The 13,727-nt window shown below is 62.4% G+C and carries 17 protein-coding genes, 1 tRNA gene and 1 pseudogene; 8 read left to right on the forward strand and 11 right to left on the reverse strand.

Annotated features, from left to right (window positions below; all coding sequences use genetic code 11):
* Nucleotides 1–348 precede the first annotated feature (348 nt).
* Both RLEG4DRAFT_RS22450 and RLEG4DRAFT_RS22455 read left to right on the forward strand, forming a co-directional pair.
* Nucleotides 349–1,044: a class I SAM-dependent methyltransferase gene (locus RLEG4DRAFT_RS22450; protein WP_003580166.1), complete on the forward strand. Its 696-nt coding sequence runs from the start codon at nt 349–351 to the stop codon at nt 1,042–1,044.
* Between the two features lie 74 nt (nt 1,045–1,118).
* Entirely contained in the window at nt 1,119–2,099 is a 981-nt protein-coding gene (locus RLEG4DRAFT_RS22455; RefSeq protein ID WP_003580167.1) for a phosphotransferase enzyme family protein, read from the forward strand.
* Nucleotides 2,100–2,282: 183 nt separating this feature from the next.
* Here the strand turns inward: RLEG4DRAFT_RS22455 and RLEG4DRAFT_RS22460 are convergent, their stop codons facing one another.
* The 8 genes and pseudogenes from RLEG4DRAFT_RS22460 to RLEG4DRAFT_RS39040 all read right to left on the reverse strand — a co-directional run bounded on the left by RLEG4DRAFT_RS22460 (nt 2,283) and on the right by RLEG4DRAFT_RS39040 (nt 5,698).
* Nucleotides 2,283–2,753: a hypothetical protein gene (locus RLEG4DRAFT_RS22460; RefSeq protein WP_003580169.1), complete on the reverse strand. Its 471-nt coding sequence runs from the start codon at nt 2,751–2,753 to the stop codon at nt 2,283–2,285.
* A gap of 417 nt (nt 2,754–3,170) precedes the next feature.
* Nucleotides 3,171–3,776: a hypothetical protein gene (locus RLEG4DRAFT_RS22465; protein ID WP_003580171.1), complete on the reverse strand. Its 606-nt coding sequence runs from the start codon at nt 3,774–3,776 to the stop codon at nt 3,171–3,173.
* Between the two features lie 13 nt (nt 3,777–3,789).
* Nucleotides 3,790–3,987 carry a response regulator transcription factor gene (locus tag RLEG4DRAFT_RS22470; RefSeq protein ID WP_171898272.1) on the reverse strand — a complete coding sequence of 66 codons (198 nt, stop codon included), beginning with the start codon at nt 3,985–3,987 and terminating at the stop codon, nt 3,790–3,792.
* Between the two features lie 11 nt (nt 3,988–3,998).
* Nucleotides 3,999–4,298 carry a hypothetical protein gene (locus RLEG4DRAFT_RS22475; protein ID WP_003580173.1) on the reverse strand — a complete coding sequence of 100 codons (300 nt, stop codon included), beginning with the start codon at nt 4,296–4,298 and terminating at the stop codon, nt 3,999–4,001.
* Nucleotides 4,295–4,691: pseudogene (locus RLEG4DRAFT_RS22480) on the reverse strand (hypothetical protein). The gene RLEG4DRAFT_RS22475 and the pseudogene RLEG4DRAFT_RS22480 overlap by 4 nt, the downstream one beginning before the upstream one ends.
* On the reverse strand, nt 4,657–5,007 hold the full coding sequence (locus RLEG4DRAFT_RS22485; protein ID WP_003580175.1) for a hypothetical protein: 351 nt from the start codon (nt 5,005–5,007) through the stop codon (nt 4,657–4,659). The pseudogene RLEG4DRAFT_RS22480 and the gene RLEG4DRAFT_RS22485 overlap by 35 nt, the downstream one beginning before the upstream one ends.
* Nucleotides 5,008–5,043: 36 nt before the next feature.
* Nucleotides 5,044–5,274 (reverse strand): sigma-70 family RNA polymerase sigma factor, encoded by a 231-nt coding sequence (locus tag RLEG4DRAFT_RS22490; RefSeq protein WP_125869647.1) that lies wholly within the window; start codon nt 5,272–5,274, stop codon nt 5,044–5,046.
* Between the two features lie 214 nt (nt 5,275–5,488).
* Complete coding sequence (locus RLEG4DRAFT_RS39040; protein WP_085061921.1) at nt 5,489–5,698, reverse strand: hypothetical protein; 210 nt, start codon at nt 5,696–5,698, stop codon at nt 5,489–5,491.
* 83 nt (nt 5,699–5,781) lie between these two features.
* Here RLEG4DRAFT_RS39040 and RLEG4DRAFT_RS22495 point away from each other — a divergent pair, with 83 nt between their 5' ends.
* The 3 genes from RLEG4DRAFT_RS22495 to RLEG4DRAFT_RS22505 all read left to right on the forward strand — a co-directional run bounded on the left by RLEG4DRAFT_RS22495 (nt 5,782) and on the right by RLEG4DRAFT_RS22505 (nt 7,778).
* On the forward strand, nt 5,782–6,429 hold the full coding sequence (locus tag RLEG4DRAFT_RS22495; protein WP_003580178.1) for a S24 family peptidase: 648 nt from the start codon (nt 5,782–5,784) through the stop codon (nt 6,427–6,429).
* Between the two features lie 846 nt (nt 6,430–7,275).
* Nucleotides 7,276–7,539 carry a hypothetical protein gene (locus RLEG4DRAFT_RS22500; RefSeq protein WP_003580184.1) on the forward strand — a complete coding sequence of 88 codons (264 nt, stop codon included), beginning with the start codon at nt 7,276–7,278 and terminating at the stop codon, nt 7,537–7,539.
* Nucleotides 7,540–7,550: 11 nt separating this feature from the next.
* Nucleotides 7,551–7,778: a hypothetical protein gene (locus RLEG4DRAFT_RS22505; protein WP_003580185.1), complete on the forward strand. Its 228-nt coding sequence runs from the start codon at nt 7,551–7,553 to the stop codon at nt 7,776–7,778.
* A 26-nt stretch (nt 7,779–7,804) separates the two neighbouring features.
* On the opposite strand, the gene RLEG4DRAFT_RS22510 is transcribed toward RLEG4DRAFT_RS22505, so the two are convergent.
* Nucleotides 7,805–8,044, reverse strand: a complete 240-nt coding sequence (locus RLEG4DRAFT_RS22510) for a DUF982 domain-containing protein (protein WP_003580187.1) — start codon at nt 8,042–8,044, stop codon at nt 7,805–7,807.
* Between the two features lie 246 nt (nt 8,045–8,290).
* On the opposite strand from RLEG4DRAFT_RS22510, the gene RLEG4DRAFT_RS22515 reads away from it, so the two are divergent.
* Both RLEG4DRAFT_RS22515 and RLEG4DRAFT_RS22520 read left to right on the forward strand, forming a co-directional pair.
* Nucleotides 8,291–8,542, forward strand: coding sequence for a type II toxin-antitoxin system Phd/YefM family antitoxin (locus RLEG4DRAFT_RS22515; RefSeq protein ID WP_003580189.1), 252 nt, complete (start codon nt 8,291–8,293; stop codon nt 8,540–8,542).
* Nucleotides 8,539–8,988 (forward strand): type II toxin-antitoxin system VapC family toxin, encoded by a 450-nt coding sequence (locus RLEG4DRAFT_RS22520; RefSeq protein ID WP_003580192.1) that lies wholly within the window; start codon nt 8,539–8,541, stop codon nt 8,986–8,988. The genes RLEG4DRAFT_RS22515 and RLEG4DRAFT_RS22520 overlap by 4 nt, the downstream gene beginning before the upstream one ends.
* Before the next feature lie 85 nt (nt 8,989–9,073).
* On the opposite strand, the gene RLEG4DRAFT_RS22525 is transcribed toward RLEG4DRAFT_RS22520, so the two are convergent.
* Nucleotides 9,074–9,150 (reverse strand) — tRNA-Pro (locus RLEG4DRAFT_RS22525).
* Between the two features lie 264 nt (nt 9,151–9,414).
* On the opposite strand from RLEG4DRAFT_RS22525, the gene RLEG4DRAFT_RS22530 reads away from it, so the two are divergent.
* Complete coding sequence (locus RLEG4DRAFT_RS22530) at nt 9,415–9,822, forward strand: hypothetical protein (RefSeq protein ID WP_037094009.1); 408 nt, start codon at nt 9,415–9,417, stop codon at nt 9,820–9,822.
* Between the two features lie 349 nt (nt 9,823–10,171).
* Here the strand turns inward: RLEG4DRAFT_RS22530 and RLEG4DRAFT_RS22535 are convergent, their stop codons facing one another.
* Nucleotides 10,172–13,147 carry an NAD(P)-dependent oxidoreductase gene (locus RLEG4DRAFT_RS22535; protein ID WP_003580196.1) on the reverse strand — a complete coding sequence of 992 codons (2,976 nt, stop codon included), beginning with the start codon at nt 13,145–13,147 and terminating at the stop codon, nt 10,172–10,174.
* Between the last annotated feature and the right edge of the window lie 580 nt (nt 13,148–13,727).

Raw genomic sequence — 13,727 nt, forward strand, 5'->3', positions numbered from 1 at the left:
CACGCCGACGTCGAAAACAATGCGATTATCTGAATGCTCGCCTAACCTAGCGCATATGACCCTAACCCTCTCCCCGTAAAACGGGGAGAGGGGACGTGCCCCACTCAACGTTGGCGAGGAGCGGAGAGGCTGCGGCTTGTCCCCTTCGCCCCGCGCGCGGGGAGAAGGTGCCGGCAGGCGGATGAGGGGCACGCAGCGAATTCCGAGCGACGATCTCTTCAGCTTGCATTTTCCAGCGATTCTCGCAAAAATAGTGCGATCCGCCCCTCACCCCGCCAGCTGCCCACTCTCGGAAAAATCCAGACCATGGCATCAACGAAATCTTCCGACACTCCGGAAAGGCAAACCGTGACCGAGAATGATTATGATGCCTTCGCGGCGGCTTATGACGCGGATAATGAGGGCAATGCCTGGAATGCCTATTATGAGCGGCCGGCCATTCTTGCCCTGGTCGGCGAGGTCGCCGGGCTTTCCGTGCTCGATGCGGGATGCGGCGGCGGGGCGCATGCGGCAGCGCTCGTCGAGCGCGGGGCCGTGGTCACCGGGATCGATGCAAGCGCCGGCATGCTTGATATCGCGCAACGCCGCCTGGAAGGACGCGCGCGCCTGCTGCGGGCTGATCTCGGCGAAGCACTGCCGTTCGAGGATCAAGCGTTCGGGCTGATCCTCGCCTCGCTGGTCCTGCATTATCTGCCTGATTGGTCGGGGCCGCTCCGGGAATTCAACCGGCTGCTGCCTCAAGGCGGCCGCCTGGTTTTCTCCACCCACCATCCCTTCATGGATCACGCCTCGAGCGGCCGCGACAATTATTTCGAGACCTACAGTTTTGACGAAACCTGGCAGCGCGGCGGCAAGGACATCGCCATGCGCTTCTGGCATCGGCCGCTGCACGCCATGTTCGACGCGCTCAAGACCGCCGGATTTCAGATCGAAACCGTCAGCGAGCCGCAGCCCGATCCGCGCGCCCGCACGCTTTTCCCGCAGGCCTATCAGAGCCTGACGACGACACCGCGGTTCCTGTTTTTCTCGGTGGTGAAAACATGACGACCCATGGAAGGGAAGATTCCGGCAGGAACGCCAGCATAGGCTTTTTGCAAAACTCTTACGGGACAGCGCCGATGCTCGACTTTGATCCGCTCTATTCGACCCCGCGGGTCGAGGCAGTCGAACGGTTCATCGATGCGCATTATTCGCTGGCGGGGCCGGTCTCCTGCCGCCTGCTGCAACGCGGGCTGAACGACGTCTATCTCATCGTTGGCAGCAACGCCGAGCGTTATGTCTTCCGGCTTTCGCATCGGCGGGCGCGTGGTCCAGCCGACGTCAAAACCGAAACGGCCTTTCTCACGCATCTCGCGCAATCGGGCGTTCCGGTCGCCGCGCCCATCCCGACACGCGAGGGCGCCTTGTTCCTTCGAGGATCTGCGCCGGAGGGTGCGCGCGAGGGCGTGCTCTTCCGGGCGCTCGATGGCCGCAAGCCGCAGCCAACGGATGCCGGCGATGCTTTGGCCAACGGCAAGACCCTTGCTCTGCTGCATAATGCCGCCGAGACATTTTCGCCCGATGGCGCGCTCTACCGGCTTGACCTCGAACACCTGCTGTTTCGGCCGCTGGCACGCATACGCGACAGCGGCGTCGTCGAAGACGCGGACGTCTATGGCGAGCTGGAAACCATCGCCGCGCGAACCGCAACGGCGATCGAAGCGGGCAATTTGACCCGGACCTATTGTCATGGAGACTGCCACGGCTTCAATGCGCGCATCAACGACGCCGGCGAAGCCGTATTTTTCGATTTTGACGACGGCGGTCCGGGATACCTCGCCTACGACCTCTCGGTCTTCCTGTGGGCGCAAGTCTCCTTCGGCCGGTCGTCGACCGCCATGTGGGACGCCTTCATCGACGGCTACCGCGCCATCCGGGAGATCACCCCCGACGACTTCGAAGCGGCCCAGAGATTCGTGATCGTCCGCCACATCTGGCTGATGGGCGAATACGCCAGCCGGGCACAAGAATGGGGAAGCGAGGCCGTCGGCTGGATCGCCCGGGAGGCGAATTTTCTCAGGGAGTGGGAGAGCGAGCAATTTGTCGATCGTTTGCTCTGAATTCGATTTTGGGCAGGAGGTCTTCACGGCAAGCACCGTGCCTGCAGCCTTTCACGAGCGCCCTCAGTGCGAGCTATCAGCCAATTCTTTAGCGCCAAAAATTCAAGGCGAGGAAGGAGCTTTATGGAGAGGGTGGCGAATTACAGTCTGGAGGTTGAGGAGTGGTAGCCCGGATGAGATCGATCAGTCGGGACCAACGTTATAAACTGGGAATTTGTAATAGCTGCAGCTACTCATCGAAAAGAACGCCACTCCATCACCAATTTCTCGGCGTGCAAGCTCCCATTCGAAGGTGTCGTCGCTACCGAGCCCGCCGATCAACGCCATCATGCTCAGTTCCTTGAATGGCCCTGGAGGATATACGGTGCCGTAGACGATTGCATCCTTTCCAGGGTACTTTCCCTTGATGACTCTCTTAATCTCCAAATCCACCCGTATCATTCGCGTCGGAGCGCCCTCCGTCACCAGCAAACCGGAATCCCCAATCGACAGCGATTTCACACGTGCCTCAACCACGGTCTTCGCTTTCGCCAGCAATTCATTCTGAGGAGGGCATGGCGGCATCCCGGCGGCCGGCCTTAGACCAACAATCAATAGAGCAACAAGTGCTTTGACGCATACTCGCATCTGCGGGTTCGGAAACGATTTCAGCATCGGTCTATTCCTTATGAATAGCCCTATCTATTCCGCCTTGATTGCGTGAGGCTGAAACGGATATTCTCACTCAATCGCATGCACGCGGCCTTGATCGACCTTGCCCGAATGCGCCAATGCGTTCATTGCAAAGTCTGGACGCGCCGGCCTGGGGTCGAAGCATCCGGCTCAGCTGTTCAGCTCGATCGGCGAGGGCGTTTGTCGAAACCGCACCCCAACCTCCGTTATTCCAGGCCTTGAGCCTGGGATCCATGCCGCAACGGATGGAGGCCGGTGTGGATCCTCGGGCCAAGCCCGAGGAAGACGGAGGGTGGGATGAGCCTGGGAGACAGATAGCGATGGCGGACGGGATATGGGCGAATTTTGCTTCGGTCAGCAGTCATTGTCATCCCGCCAATCCGCCGCCTAACCACCAGCCTACCCCACCCCATCACCCACCCTCGCCGCGCGCAAGGCAATCAATCCCCGCCGCAGCCACAGCAGTTGCTGCGGCGGCATCTGGCGCAGGTGTTCGTAGTCCATCACCGTCACATTGTAGACGGTGCTGCGGACCTGCGGGCCGTCCTGGCAGCGGAGCAGGATGGCCTGCAGGGCCATCATGCGGTTGCTGGCCTTGCGGGCGCGGTCGGCGAGGGTTTCGGTCACTTCGCCCTCGTGGCCTTTAACAGTGAAGAGCGATTGGGCCCGGGGGCTCGGGGCCGGGATGCCGGTGGTCTTGTGGTAGCGGGCCATGGCCTCGGCATAGTCGTCGCCGGCCTGGCGCTGCTCTGAAGTGATCAGGCCGTCGAGGAACATGCGGCCCAGCGTATAACCGGCAACCGGGCTCTTGACCGTCTCGTCGCTGACCGTCCGGCCGAAGCCGTGGATGCGGCGGCGGGCTGATATCGCGACGCTGATATTGTCCTTCTCGGTCTCGAAGGGCTTGATCTTGCCGCAGGGAAAACGCTCGACATTTTCCTTGCGCGGCCGGCCGGCGCCCTTGTTAACCCGTTGTGTCCGTGCCTTGGCTGCTTTGCCACCCATGCTGATTGTCCTTCTATCGAATGATGCCGTTGCGAAGCGCTGCGGCGACAAGTGCGGTATCCTTGACGACGCCGAGTCTGGCCTTGGCGTTGGCGATGTGCGTATTCACCGTGATGTGGGAGATGCCGAGAATGGTGCCGATCTCGGCCGCCGTCTTTCCTGCCTCCATCCAGCCAATGATTTCGGTTTCCCGCGGGGTGACGTTGTTGATGACGGCCGGGCTCATGGCGCCGGCCCATCGATGAACGGCACCCGCGGCATCGTCACCTCGGCGCCCGAGAACGTCATACGCCTGACGCGGTCGGGGTGGCGGGGCGGCTCGGGCGGCGCGAGTTCGGCCTGCGGAAGCTTTTGCCGGGCGTCCTGCCGGGCCGGGAACCTGTCGCGGTTGCGGCGCGCCATCATGATGACGGTGTTCTTCTTCGAGCCGAACAGCTCGGCGATCGCTCTTGCCGACAGGCCGTCGTGCCAGAGCTTCACGGCCCTGCCGATTTTGTCTTCCGTCCAGAATTCGGCTCTCATCTCGCCTCCTGCGTCTCTCGTGCGGCCCTTGCGATGACCGGGTTGTCGGGGAACATCTGCGCCAGTTCCCGCCTGGCGCTGCGGCTGCCATTGGCCGCGTCGCGCAGCAGCTGCATCTTGTAGGCCGCGACTTTCGGCTGCGGCGTCTCGGGTTCGGGCTCGAGGCGCGGGCGGCTTTGCGCTGCCATCACCGCCTGCTGATGTCGGCACTCCTCGGCAAAGCTGGCGCTGCTTGGGGCAAAGGCGCGGTTATGGCCCCTCGTCCTTTCCGGCGATGAAACCTCTGGCGGCCCGCCAGACCGCCTCATCCGAAATGCCGTCGATGGCCAAGAGATAGGCGCGGATCTGCATGTCGGGATCAGTGCCGGCGGATGCCGGGAAACCCGAAAGCATCCCCGCTATGATCTTCACCGGAGAGGAAATCTCTTGCGGCATCGACTGTCGTCCTTCTCGCGCTGCTGTTGATCGACCCGGCTTCCCTCGCCTTCTCCTTGAGGTACCAGTCGCATTTGATCGCCTGCCAGCCGCGGAAGATCTGCATCTCGGCAGCACCCGCCGGGTCGCCGGTCAGCAGATATTCCCTGGCCTGGATCCGGGCTGCGTAAGCCGTCAGCGGCCGCTTCAGCGTGCGCTTGCGATGCTCGATGACCGCTGCCGCCAGCTCCTCCCCCAGCACCGGGCTGAGGATGTCCATGATGTCCTTGCTCATTGTTTCCTTTCCTTTCTCCGGTCGATTGAGCCACGCTCAAACCCACAGCCGCCGCTGCCCGCCGGCAAAATTGACCGGCGTGCCCGGCTTGATCCGGTGGGGAAACCGGCGGATCTCCGCGCCGGCATGATCCTGCTGCGCGGTATCGCCCTTCTCGGCGCTGCGAAGCCGGTGGATCTCGATTTCCACCGAGGGCACCGACATGCCGAGGATGGCTGCGATTTCGATATAGTCCCTGCCGGTGCGGAAGAGCTCGAGCGGGTTCATGCCAGGGTGATCCTTGTTGTCCATTTCGAACGCGGCGCGGCGTTCCCGCCGAAGCGGCGCTGCCAGCTGCTTCCTTTGAATTCATCGACGGCGAGCGGAGCGCCGGCTCTGTTGCGGCAGCAAAGGCTCCGGTCGCCTCCGGGCCGCCGCCCGGGGGGGGAATAAGATGCCGGCGTCGCCGAGGGAGGGCAGCGACGCCGGCCACCGATAGCCGTCAGGGAGGAGTGAGGCTGTCGGGATCGGTCATCGGAGAACAGGCGCTCTGCCGCATTTCCTTCGGGTTCGTCTGCCGGCCGCATGTCTCGCAATGGCGCTCGATCACTTCGGCGATCGACAGCGCCTTGCCGCAGTTCGGGCAGCCGGCGTAGCGGGCGCCGCAGCGCCGGAGGCTTGGTCCGTTGTTGATGATGTTGCTGTTTGTCATGCGTATTAGGGTACAATTAATACCCGACATGTCAAGCACAAAAGGGCATGACATATACCCTGAACTAGGGTATTTTTTATATCATGTTGAAAGATCAGGAACAATTTGAGCGCGAAGAACGCGCAAAGCGGCTGGTTATGGCCAGGAAAAACGCGGGCTTCGCCGGGCCGAAGGCGATCGTCGATCGGTTCGGCTGGAATGCGAATGTCTACAAGGCGCATGAGTCCGGCCGCAACGGGTTCGGCATTGCCGATGCGAAGAAATATGCCCGCGCCTTCAAGGTCAATCTCAACTGGCTGCAGTTCGGAACCGGCAACGCGCTCGATCCGGACGAGCTGCCGGTTTCCGTCGCCGACGTGCCGAAGATCTCCTGGGTCAGCGCCGGCCAGCTGAGCGAGCAGGCGCCGATCACCGACTTTTCGGAATTCCCGACGGTGGCAGCCCTTGATCTGCCGGATGGCGAATGGATCGCGCTCGAAGTCGAAGGCAATTCGATGAACAAGATCTCACCGCCGGGCTCGATCATCTTCGTCAACCTTCGCGATAAGCGCCTGGCGCCGAACGCGCTTTATGTCGTCGCCGACGAGACGGGGGCCGCCACCTACAAGCGCTATCGCCCGAACGACGACCCGCCCTTCCAGCCGGCCTCTTACGAGGACGTGCCGCCGCCGCAATTCCAGGGCGCCGTCACCATCGTCGGCCGCGTCCGCCGATCGATCATCGAGATGTAGGGACGGCATGCCCACGCTCGGAAGAAAAACCGCAATTAAATCATATTTATCAAGGAAACCAGGATGATCCGCCCTTCCTCGCGCGCCGGCAGAATTTGGTTCTATATCGTCACATTAGCGGTGTTTCTGCTGGCGTTCAGCGCCGCGCGAGAAATGTACGGCCTGTAAAATTTCGCTTCGATCTCGCCGATCTGGCGGTTGGGATCATCAGTGCGATCGGGGCGCCCCTTCGCTGAAACCACAAATTGCGGAGGCTCCGGATGCCGTTCGCGCACAGCTTCCGGATGGCTGCGAGCAACCTGTCCCTCGGCAGCGCCCCTCCCACGGATCGTAGAATTTCGATGATCGCATCCAAGTCGCCTCGACCGCTTCGCCGGCGATTTCGTTTTCGCTGCGCATGGCCGGCCCCCGTTTTTTCTCGCAGCATCAGACTCCAAGATAGGTTTTGATTCTATCTTTCTGTCTTCGATCCTGAAGGCTGGTGAGGGAGGGTTCCGGCCAAAGCTTCCCCCTACCCCATGAGCAAAGCCCATGAAGCCGGGAGAGCATTGGCCAAGTCCTGAAGGCCGGAGCCGGGATGGGACACGTGCCAGAGGGGCCATTCGCTTCGCCCTCGTCCTGATTTTCTGACAGCGCACTTAAGGACTTTCGCTTCCCGCGCCGCTGGGCTTCGTCAGCTCGGGAGTTGCACCCGGTCGCCCAATCACTAGGGCACAGACATACGCCTATGATTCGTACCTCGTCAATCGTTAAGGTATTTTTTATATCTTTTACGGTTGACGTTATCGGGTATGATATATACCTTTATCTCACGAGCAGAACAGAGGCGTGTGAGAGGACAGAGCGATGCAGCACATCCGCAATATCGAGACCGTGGAGAGCAAGCGCGACGCCCGCTGGAATGGCGCGCTAGGGATGAGCGACTGCAGCGCCTATATGGCGATCGAGGCCCAGCGCATGGGCGCCCTCGGCTTTGCCTATCTCCGCCGTCCTGAACATTCGGTCCGCGGCCCGTCCTGGCTGCGGGGTGCTGTCGCCTCCGTCGAGGAGCATTACCGCTATGCCCGCGAGATCATGGGCATGACCGATCGCGATCAGCTTTACGCCTGAGGGGAGCGGAGATGTCTGCCGATTGCATCGTCAAGGCCTTTTGCGGCTGCGCCTGCCCGGCCCGTGAATGCGCGGAACAGCCCCTCACCCCGGCGCCCGTCACCTTCATCTCCTGGCGCAAGCAGGCCATCACCTGCCTCACCTTCGGCTTCCTCGCCGCCATCATCACGGCCGCCTGGATGGAGGCGCAGTTCAAGAACCAGGATCTCGCCGATCAGGAGCTGATGTCATGGAAATGAGCGACGGCACTGCCCGATACCACCGATCAGGAACTATATTTGATGTCGCTCGCCTTGGCCGCGGTAATGAACGCCCGCCGCACCTGCTCGGGCTCGGCGGCATCGTTGAAGACGTCGAGCACCAGCCGCTCGGCAACCTTGGCCGCCGGCGTCTGGTCGGGCCAATCGTTCAGCAAAGTGTTGCCGGCCTGGACGACATTATATACCGTCCTCACCTTGCCATTGATGGTGATCTTCACCGGTTTGAAGCTTCGTCGCTTGCTCATGGCCCAGTATCTCACACGGAACGCGACTCAACGAATCACTTTGGGACTCGTTCCGGTTGAGGGAGCCGTCTTGGACATATGCCCTGTGGTTGGCGCGCTCGGTTATAACGTTCCCGCAGAAAAATTCTAACCGGATAGAGGTTCGGCTTCGGCCGAAAAGCGCCGCCCTTCCAGAATTCTCGCCTTGATTCGCCGGCGCCGCCGCCTAATTTGACCATATATGGTCATTTAGAATCGGAGGCTGCAATGTCGACAATCAGCGTGGCAGAGGCAAAGGCCGGTTTCGCCGGTCTGGTCGATGAAGCGGCGAACGGGGAATTCGTCACGATCACGCGGCACGGAAAGCCCGCTGCCGTGCTCGTATCCGTCGAAGCGGCCGAGGCCGCGAAAAGGGCTTTGAAGAAGCCACGGCCGAATTTCGGGGATTTTCTGTTGACCTTCCCCGGCGGGGTTGAGTTGGAGCGGAACCCGTCGACAATGCGCGATATCGATCTGTGACCGCCTACCTTCTCGACACCAACATCATTTCGAAATTCGCGCCGGGCAAGATGCCGCCGTCCGATCCAATAGGGGCATGGTTTCATGAGCAAGGCGAAGCCGATAGCCTGTTTCTGTCGGCTCTATCGGTCGCGGAGATCGAGAAGGGAATGCGGAGCCTTCACCGTCCCGGCGGGATCGAGCGGGCAAAGCGCCTTTCGACATGGCTGGACTTAATCACCGACAGTTTCGGCGATCGGATCTTGCCGATGGATATCGTTGTCGCGCGCATCGTCGGCGCTCTGGAAGATGAAGCCGAGAGCCGAGGGCGTCATCCGGGTCTCGGCGACCTCATCATCGCGGCGACCGCGCGGGCCTACGACCTCACCGTCGTTACGGAAAACCTGCGGCATTTCCAGCCGCTTGATCTCGCTGTCGATCTTCCCGCCGCGTTCCGGTCGGAATGATCGTTGCCGTCATTTTTAGTCAGTCGAGGATTTCGGGAAACATTAGCAACCCTGCTTTCCGGCAATAATGACCGAGGGTTACGACTGGTCGGAGTGGAGTGATTCGAACACTCGACCCCCACGTCCCGAACGTGGTGCGCTACCAGACTGCGCTACACTCCGTGACCAGCGGCGCTTCTATAGAACAGCCTATCTGGTTGCACAAGCACCAAATTCCAAAAAGCCGGTGGAATTTTTGACGGGTTGATGACAGGGCGGGCGATGCACTGCTGCTGCAAAAAGACACACTCGGAGCAAATCGTCTGGAAGTGCCAAAGGGGCAATTTTCTTTTGCCGGGTTCCGCGCTAAAGGGCTCGACGGGACAGGCGAAACCGCGCGTAAACAGCGGATTCGCAGCCACTGCGCTAGAGACCAGGGACAACACGATGAAACTCCGCACCATCACCGCGGCCGGGCTTGCAATTGGGCTTGCCGGATGCACGACCATTCCTTCCGCCGGCAATCCGATCGAGGCCCGCTGGGTCGGCAAATCGGCCGGCATCTTCTTTGCCGCCTACGGGCCGCCGATCAGCGACCGCGAAGAAGGCGCCACCACCGTCTATACCTGGCGCGGCGGCTACAAGACCGTGCGCAGTCCGGCAAAATATGCCGAAGGCGCCGACGGCAAGCGCGGCAAGCAGATCGCGTCGGCCCGCACCGCCTATCTGCGCTGCCAGGCCGAAATCACCACCAGCTCGGATTACACGATCCGCGACATCCGCACCGTCGCCGACATTCCCGGCGTCAACGGCCCGTCCTATTGCGCCGAGTTCCTAGCGCCCGAACAGAAGTAACGGGCAACCCGAAGACACCGAAGCAGGCGGCCGATGTGCCGCCTGTTTTGCGTTGGGAGCCGGCCTTAGAGGTGCGGATCGAGGCGGGCGATGAGGTTGAGCGCATAAGCGGCGCGCAGGAGATGATCGGCGCGTTGGCAGCAAGACCCCTCCCCAACCCCCTCCACACAAGGGGGAGGGGCTAGGCTGCGGTGTCCGGCGGTAGCCGGAAGGCGAGGTCTTGCTGGCTGTTATCGTTTCGCAGATGGTTACGGTGAGGGTTACGTGAAGCGGTGCGACACGTTAGCCCCCCCCTTGTGGGGAGGGGTTGGGGCGGGGTCTTGGGCCGATCCGAGACCGCCGCTAAAGCTCAGCCCTCCGCCGGCCCGTAGAGGCCGAGCTGATCGAGAAGCGCGCGCTGCCGGTCGGCATTTTCGACCAGGAGGCCGGTGTAGCGCTCGACGATGCGGCCGCGGTGATCCGGATCGGAGACGGCGGACAGCGCGCCTGTTATGGCGGCGATCTTTTCCGAGGCCTGGCGCAGCTCTTCCAGCAGCTTGGCCTTGCCGCCGGCTTCCGCGACGACCTGCTTCGTCACCTTGCCGATGCCGGCCGGCGTGCGGCTGCCGCCGGAGACGTATCCCTCCGGCAGATCGCCCTTGAGATTGACGACGGATTTGAAGCGGATGACGTCGAAGATCTGGTCGACCGCCTGCTTGGCGCCGGTTACCCGCGAGGGGTGGTCGGTGTCGGCGGCGGCATGCGGCAGCAGTTCGAGCTTGCCCTTGTGGCGCTCCTCGAGCGGCAGGTAGGGCAGCATCGGGCCGCTGAGCGCGCCGGTCGCAGCATCCCTGAAAAGGTCGGCGTCGATGGCCGCATGGGCGATCTTGCCGGAGGCAAGGGCTGCGTCGAGCGCGCCGGCGTCGACAACTTCGCCGCGGTCGTAATTGACCAGCACGGCGCCGTCCTTCATGGCGCCGAGCACCTTGGCATCGACGGTGCCGGCATTGGAATAGACGCCGGTCGCTGCGTCCAGGCGGCCGAGGCCGATATGGACGGAGAGCACGTCGGCGCCGCTGGCCGCTTCGACCGGGCTTGCGGCATAGTCAAAGCCCTCCGCCTCGATCCAGCGCCGGTGATGCTCGCGGGCATAGATCGCCACCTGCATGCCGAAGGCCTTGGCGAGCTTGGCGACTTCACGGCCGATATTGCCATAGCCGAGCACGGCAAGCTTGCGGCCCTCGAGCTTTGCCGTCGGAAAATCCTTGAGCTGGCGGCCGGTATCGAAATCGCCGCCAGAGACCATCCGGTGCAGCCTGTCGACCGGCAGGTCGGGCACGACCTTGAGGATCGCCTTCACAGCCATCTGGGCGGTCGCCCGGCTGTTGATGCCGGGTGTGTTCATCAGCGCCGCATTGCCGCCCTCGCCGTTGCCGCCGCCCCAGGAGGCCGAACCCATATTGCCGGTGCCGGCGCCGATGCGCACGCCGCCGAGCGAAAACACCGAGGCCTTCGGGATGAAGGTCGCAGCCGCGATCAGCGCGTCATATTGGCCCTTGTCGGTCTGCGGCAGGATCTCCGCCTCGGTGCTGAGGTTCGGCTGATAGAAGAAATGGATGCGGCCCTTTTCAAGCCCGGCTCGATCACCGAGCGGGCCGAGATGAAAGGCGCCGCCCTTCTCCTCGATATAGGCCTTGACCTCGCTATAGTCGGGCTCGCCGTCAGCGCCGAAGCGCAAGCCGACCAGATCGGCAATCAGCACCGTATAGGCGTGGTTCGGATCGTCCTTGCGCACGGCGCCATCGGCCTTGACAGGCGCCTCGAAGGTCACGCCGTTCTTTGCCAGTTCCTCTTCGAGAACGACGATCTTGGCTCTGAGATAGGCGTATTGCAGGTTTTCCAGGAGTGCCACGACATCTTCGGGCTCGCGGATGCCGCCGACCCAGGCGCGGTAATCGCCTGGAGTGCCGGGGAAGGCATTGACGTAGCGGGCGGCATCGAGGCCGGGCTCGTATGCGCCGTTCGGATGGGTGATGCCCTCATAACCGAGCAGTTGTTTGGAACGAGCGATGATGCGGGCGTGAATGCCGAGATCGGTGATGCCGTCGTCCTCGACCTTCAACAGCGTCACTGCCGCACCACGCCGGTCGGCATCGGTGACGGTCAGCGACAGCAGCGGATGCGACTTGACCCACTCGTCAATCACGGCGCGATTAGCGGCGGAGCGGCGGTTGAACTCGACGACGGAGCCGACCCGGGCTTCCGACTGCAGCAGGCCGAAGGTGGTCTCGGCAAAGGCGAGCGCGCTGTAGGTGTTGATGACGCCGCCGAGCATGCGGTCTTCGGCCGGATCGTAGAACGGGCCGGCATCGACGGAGCGCTTGGCCGAAAACGGCTGCCGCGGATCGATCGGCGGGGCGATCTTCAGCTGCCGCGGGATCGCCCAGGCCGGATCCTGCTGATTCTTCTCGATCAGCGCCAGGGCATGCGGCGTGAAGGAGGCGACGAAATAGCCTGAAATGCCGCCGATCGCCTTCTGCAACGGCATGAACAGGCAGCATTTCGCCATCACCGCGCTGACCAGTTCAGGCTCCCAGGGCATGGCGCCGAGCATCGAGGTGGCGTCGAACACCGCATGGCGGTTAGCCGGATCGCCGTCGAGCCAGTTCAACAGCTCGTGGATCTCGCCGCTGGTGTAGGCATTGGCGCCGGTGGTTTCGTGGCCGACGCCGACGAAGATCGAAACGCCGAGCGCCGAAAGTTCGGCCGCCGTCGGGATCACGCCTTCCGAGGCGGCGAAATGAATGCGGCTCTCGCAGCCCTTTTCGGCAAAGCGCTGCATCTCGATCAGCTGCGTCGCCCAGGACTGGCGGAAGAAGCCGGCCGCCTTGGACGGATCGCTCTCCGGCTGCGGCGTATCGACATAGACGCGCTGGGCGGCATCGTTGGCATTCATCAGATGCTGGATGCAGACGGTGAAACCGCTATGGCCGCCGCCGAGCCCGACCGCCATGCGGTTGGTCTTGGGAAAACCGAAATAACGATGGATCGCCCGCATCATGTCGGTCAGGATCTTGTCGGCCGGATAGCCGCGATGCATGCTGCGGGAAATCTCGGCCGTGGTGAAGCCGCCGATGTCGTTGCCGCGGTCGTCGTACTTGCGATAGGTCTTTTCGATCCAGGCGTCGAAGGCGATGCGCCGCAGGCGGCTATCCACTTCGTCGGTCGTCGCATCGGTGATCGGCCCGACGCCGAAGAACGGGTTGGACGGCAGTCTCGGCGCACCCGACGCGGTCTGTCGAAGGGCGCTCAATCGCTGTTCCTGCATCTGCGCGATATCTGTCATTGCCTGCCTGTCTCTGTCCGGAGCTGAAGTTACCTTCATGGTGAAGCGACTGCCCCGGCAAGACAACCTCATATGCGCCGAACGACAGGCGAAACGCGCCATGGGTGAGGAGATCGGCGAAAGTGGCCCCTCATCCGGCTGCCGCCACCGACCGGGGTCGAGCCACGGGTCTCGACCCGTCCTTCGGACCCCCGTAAACGGGGCGAAGGGGGAGAGCCGCAGCCTATCCGATCCTGTCTGACCTCTCGCAGGGCACGTCCCCTCGCCCCGTTTTACGGGGAGAGGGTTAGGGTGAGGGGCAGGCTTCGGATGGACCCCACCATCCGCCCCACACAAAAGGGGCTTGCCGCCCCCAGCCATCCGGCGTATGTCTTGCCCGTCGCGAAAAGCGACTGCTTCCCTTGATCCGCTCAGTGGCGGAGTAAACAGGTGGACGAATGGTCGTCCAGGCGGTCGAATACACGCCAGCCATGCGCTTCAGCCATGGTTCGGCCAGCACCTCCCAGAAACCAAACGCCTGACCCAGCGTCAGGCTTCATCGTGAGCCTTCGGCGTCTCGATCCGTTCCGGCAAAACTGCG

This window comes from Rhizobium leguminosarum bv. trifolii WSM2297 (assembly GCF_000271845.1).

Excerpts from the sequence above, each read along its gene's own strand:
- RLEG4DRAFT_RS22455 (WP_003580167.1), top strand. The coding sequence starts at position 1,119 with ATGCTCGACTTTGATCCGCTCTATTCGACCCCGCGGGTCGAGGCAGTC.
- RLEG4DRAFT_RS22460 (WP_003580169.1), bottom strand. The coding sequence starts at position 2,753 with ATGCTGAAATCGTTTCCGAACCCGCAGATGCGAGTATGCGTCAAAGCA.
- RLEG4DRAFT_RS22465 (WP_003580171.1), bottom strand. The coding sequence starts at position 3,776 with ATGGGTGGCAAAGCAGCCAAGGCACGGACACAACGGGTTAACAAGGGC.
- RLEG4DRAFT_RS22475 (WP_003580173.1), bottom strand. The coding sequence starts at position 4,298 with ATGAGAGCCGAATTCTGGACGGAAGACAAAATCGGCAGGGCCGTGAAG.
- RLEG4DRAFT_RS22485 (WP_003580175.1), bottom strand. The coding sequence starts at position 5,007 with ATGAGCAAGGACATCATGGACATCCTCAGCCCGGTGCTGGGGGAGGAG.
- RLEG4DRAFT_RS22490 (WP_125869647.1), bottom strand. The coding sequence starts at position 5,274 with ATGAACCCGCTCGAGCTCTTCCGCACCGGCAGGGACTATATCGAAATC.
- RLEG4DRAFT_RS39040 (WP_085061921.1), bottom strand. The coding sequence starts at position 5,698 with ATGACAAACAGCAACATCATCAACAACGGACCAAGCCTCCGGCGCTGC.
- RLEG4DRAFT_RS22495 (WP_003580178.1), top strand. The coding sequence starts at position 5,782 with ATGTTGAAAGATCAGGAACAATTTGAGCGCGAAGAACGCGCAAAGCGG.
- RLEG4DRAFT_RS22500 (WP_003580184.1), top strand. The coding sequence starts at position 7,276 with ATGCAGCACATCCGCAATATCGAGACCGTGGAGAGCAAGCGCGACGCC.
- RLEG4DRAFT_RS22505 (WP_003580185.1), top strand. The coding sequence starts at position 7,551 with ATGTCTGCCGATTGCATCGTCAAGGCCTTTTGCGGCTGCGCCTGCCCG.
- RLEG4DRAFT_RS22510 (WP_003580187.1), bottom strand. The coding sequence starts at position 8,044 with ATGAGCAAGCGACGAAGCTTCAAACCGGTGAAGATCACCATCAATGGC.
- RLEG4DRAFT_RS22515 (WP_003580189.1), top strand. The coding sequence starts at position 8,291 with ATGTCGACAATCAGCGTGGCAGAGGCAAAGGCCGGTTTCGCCGGTCTG.
- RLEG4DRAFT_RS22530 (WP_037094009.1), top strand. The coding sequence starts at position 9,415 with ATGAAACTCCGCACCATCACCGCGGCCGGGCTTGCAATTGGGCTTGCC.
- RLEG4DRAFT_RS22535 (WP_003580196.1), bottom strand. The coding sequence starts at position 13,147 with ATGACAGATATCGCGCAGATGCAGGAACAGCGATTGAGCGCCCTTCGA.